We start from the raw sequence: 3,586 nt of genomic DNA, 5'->3' as shown, positions 1-3,586 counted from the left end.
GCGTCACGCTGGCGTCGGCCGTCGTAGGAGCGCATCAAGACATGGGCGATGCGCAACTGAGCGATCATGTCGCCGTTGAGCACTGCGGGGACGTCGGGCCGAAGGCCACCGGGACACCCTGTCGCAGCACCCGATTCGCAACGGGGGCGAAGGTCATCTGGGCGCCCTCGATCTCCGGGGTGCACACGATGGCCCCGCCGTGGCGCGCGAGGAGACCGAGTTCTTCGTCGGTGACTTCTCCCGCATTCACCCATAGCAGATCGGCGCCGAGCTGGCCGGCCGGTCGTCGGCAACGTCCTAGGGCGGTCAATTCGAGAACCGCTCGGAGCGGTGCACTTCTGTTAAGCCGACAATGGTCGCAATTGCCGGGTCAGCGTGGCCGTGGCCGCCATGCCCGCGACGCAGAGTCCCGCTAACACGTACAGTCCGACGTCGAATGAGCCAGTGGCATCCTTGATCGCCCCGAGCCCGAACGAGAACGCGAAGCCGCCTAGGTTGGCACACAGGTTGCCGAAACCCGACACCATCCCGGTGTTCTCTGACCCCAGGAGTCGTGGGGGAAGCGCGAACAGCGGACCGAAGAACAGCTGGTTGCACACGGCGTTGGCCGCGACGAGCACCGCCAGAGGCGCTAGCTGATCAACGTGAGGAATCGCCGCCAAAGTGGCGGTCATGACGCACAGGGACGATGCGATGACCGCTAGAGGCCTGTCGAGCCGATCGAAGAGCACACCGCCGATGATGTTCGAGGGGGCAGTCAACACAGCTGCGACGGCGACCACGACGCCCGCGGTGAGCAACGAGTAGCCCTTGTCCTCGACTATCAGGCTCGGCAACCAGAATGCCGTGCCGGTGGCCACCGCGAGGCGGACGAACTGGATGAAACCGGTCAACCAAACCACCGGGTGCCTCAACACAGTCACCAACGTCACACCTGCGGGCGTCTCGGCGTGCGGGCGGCGACGACCGGAATCTCCGAGGCCGGCGAACATGATCAAGACCAGGAGCCCGCTGATCGAGAACACCACGAACAGCCAGCGCCAACCCATAGATCCCACCAACAGCGGGCCGAACGCGTTCAACAAGATGTTGGACGAAAATCCACCGGCCACGTAGAGCCCCATCGCCATGGCCTTGCGATCCGACCGGAATTGTCCTTGCATCAGGATCAGACCTGGGACGAACACGAGAGCGCGGCACACCCCCGAAGCCGCCTGGTTCACCAACAGCGCCTCGTAGTCATCGAGCATCGCGAAGATCAGCGACAACACGTTCGCGCCGACCAGCCCAACGATGAACAGGATCTTGGGATCTATGCGGTCGGCGAGGATCCCAGCAGGAACCTGCATCAACGCATAGGTCAACGTTCCCCCAGCGGCCAAAGACCCGGCTTGGGAAAACGTGATGTCTACATCGGCACGGATCAGTGGCAGAAAAAGGGCCACGGCGCCAAACGCGAAGGCCTGCATGCTCTGACACACGATGATCAGGGCAGCATTAACCCCCAGGCCTCTGCTCCCCGGGGGACGCAGCGCCGCCTGCTCGGTCATCGAGTCCTCCTGCGTTGCCCGTGGATCGCTTCCACCGCGCCGTCGGGCTCGCGCGGCCACTCCGGGCAGGAACGTTCCGCGTGATCGTCAACGCCGCATCGTGCCGAGGCCAATGACCACCGTGGTGCGCCCAACGCCCGCGGCGATCACCGGAATGGCCGCCGTACGGTCCACCGCTGGGATGGACGCCGCCGCATCGATGATCGCGCCACAAATGTGCGCCTGAATACTCATCGCCACTGCCCACTCGGTGTCCATCGCTGTGATTTGTATGTTCGCCATCGGCCCACTGGAACGTTGACGCCTCATTTTCGGACGAGTACGTTCAGTGCGCTCCCGACCACACGCGGTAAGCAAGCCGCACGCGGGTGCCCACGGTCGGCCGGCGCCGACCGACTTCCCGGGCTGGCCCGATGACCGCCGCGCCCACTTGGCTTAGACCGCCGCTGCGCTGTCGTAGTCGCACGAGAAGGTTTGTCGGTACGCCGTCGGGGTCGTGGCCAGGCTGCGACGGAAATGCAGCCGAAGATTCGCAGCCGACCCCAGCCCTGAGTCTTGGGCGACCCGGTCAATCGAATAGTCGGTAGTTTCAAGCAGTTCCCGTGCGGCAGTGATGCGCGCGTTAACCAGCCATTGCAACGGAGTGGTACCCGTCTCGTCGGTAAAGCGTCGCATGAAGGTCCGCACCGACATCCGGGCCTGCTTGGCCATTTCTGACACGGTGATCGGATCGGCGAGATGGTTCAATCCCCATGCGCGCGTGGCTGCTAACGACGAGTCCCCGACTATAGCGACGGCCGCGGGAACAAACTGCGCCTGGCCACCCTCGCGATGGGGCGGGGCCACCAACGCGCGCGCCACCCGGTTCGCTGTGGCCGCAACGAGATCGCGCATCACCAGATGCAAGCACAGATCGATGCCACAACACATGCCCGTTGAGGTCAGCACGCTGCCATTGTCGACGTACAGGACATCCCGATCGATCTGCACGAAGGGAAACTGTGCCTCCAGTTCCCCGGGATGCTGCCAATGTGTGGTGGCCCGTCGACCGTCGAGAAGGCCGACGGCCGCCAGCGCGAATGCGCCGGTGCAGATCGACGCCACTCTGGCGCCTCGCGCCAGAGTAGTAACCAGCCCATCAAGCACGGGAGCAGGGACGGGGCGCTGGACGGGCTGATAACCAGCCACGATCACGGTGTCGGCTTCGTCCATGGTGTCCAGCCCGTGGTCGATCGCCATGATCAGGCCGGATGAAGCCGTGACGCGGTCCGCTATCCCACAGACCCTCACGTCATACGGAAGACCTGGCTCCACCGTGAAGACGTCCAGAGGGATCGCGAGATCCAGCGCAGTGACACCGTCGAGAGCCACGACTGCGACGCGGTGGCTATCCATCAAAGTGATGTTGGTCCATCGGCACCGAGCCGACCAGTGGCGGTTCTGCCTAACATCGTCAGGATTCGGACAACCCTATGGCGGTCGCGTCGAAGCCGCCGCGGCGACCCGCCCGCGGCAGCTCCTGCACACGTTCTCCGGTGGCATCGGGGAAGGGAAACTCGTTGATGACGTGGAGCAGCATCCCAATGACCCGCCCCGCTTCGTTGCGCGGCAACGGATCTCGTACCGATAAGGTGGCGTCACAGGACGACGCGGTCTGCGCACCGCGAAAGCGGACGTGCGCTTGAGGCCAAGACGTGTTCCCCATCACATTCGTAGGTTCGATCCCACGCGGCGTTCAATCGGAGCGCCACTTGGTCAGAAAGAACCTCGCCATGGTGGGCCCATCTGCGCTCGACACGCCGTCCGGTGGCTGCGTCTTCCGCGCCCGCCGGCCCCTCATCGGGGATCGCCCGAACGGAACCGGTCTTCTGCAAGGGCGATGGGGCGCTATCGTGCCACCCTGACTTGAGCGCCGCCGACCGCGGCGCATCTGAGTGAGGGAGCGACTTGGGCGCGCGTTGAGACACGGTCTACCCTCGACCCTGGTTCCTTGCTCGACCGCGAACCACAACGTGTAAGTCGGGACACAGCTGGAG

The 3,586-nt window shown here is 64.4% G+C and carries 5 protein-coding genes; all 5 read right to left on the bottom strand.

Features of this window, described 5'->3' with window-relative positions; translation table 11 throughout:
• Window positions 1–64: 64 nt before the first annotated feature.
• Window positions 65–310, bottom strand: coding sequence for a hypothetical protein (locus tag ACRDUX_RS01720; RefSeq protein WP_526410409.1), 246 nt, complete (start codon window positions 308–310; stop codon window positions 65–67).
• A 31-nt stretch (window positions 311–341) separates the two neighbouring features.
• Window positions 342–1,550: an MFS transporter gene (locus ACRDUX_RS01715; protein WP_526410407.1), complete on the bottom strand. Its 1,209-nt coding sequence runs from the start codon at window positions 1,548–1,550 to the stop codon at window positions 342–344.
• Between the two features lie 87 nt (window positions 1,551–1,637).
• Entirely contained in the window at window positions 1,638–1,832 is a 195-nt protein-coding gene (locus ACRDUX_RS01710; protein ID WP_526410405.1) for a hypothetical protein, read from the bottom strand.
• Between the two features lie 153 nt (window positions 1,833–1,985).
• Window positions 1,986–2,945 carry a GlxA family transcriptional regulator gene (locus ACRDUX_RS01705; RefSeq protein WP_526410403.1) on the bottom strand — a complete coding sequence of 320 codons (960 nt, stop codon included), beginning with the start codon at window positions 2,943–2,945 and terminating at the stop codon, window positions 1,986–1,988.
• Window positions 2,946–3,003: 58 nt separating this feature from the next.
• Complete coding sequence (locus ACRDUX_RS01700) at window positions 3,004–3,162, bottom strand: hypothetical protein (protein WP_526410401.1); 159 nt, start codon at window positions 3,160–3,162, stop codon at window positions 3,004–3,006.
• Window positions 3,163–3,586 lie beyond the last annotated feature (424 nt).

Origin of the sequence: Mycobacterium sp. (genome assembly GCF_050701675.1) — a bacterium.
Classification (GTDB): domain Bacteria; phylum Actinomycetota; class Actinomycetes; order Mycobacteriales; family Mycobacteriaceae; genus Mycobacterium.
The sequence above is the reverse complement of the archived record's forward strand: the minus strand, read 5'-3'. Positions and strand labels throughout refer to the sequence as shown.

Bases quoted from the DNA above. Each gene is read 5' to 3' on its own strand.
- ACRDUX_RS01715 (WP_526410407.1), bottom strand. From the start codon at position 1,550: ATGACCGAGCAGGCGGCGCTGCGTCCCCCGGGGAGCAGAGGCCTGGGG.
- ACRDUX_RS01710 (WP_526410405.1), bottom strand. From the start codon at position 1,832: ATGGCGAACATACAAATCACAGCGATGGACACCGAGTGGGCAGTGGCG.
- ACRDUX_RS01705 (WP_526410403.1), bottom strand. From the start codon at position 2,945: ATGGATAGCCACCGCGTCGCAGTCGTGGCTCTCGACGGTGTCACTGCG.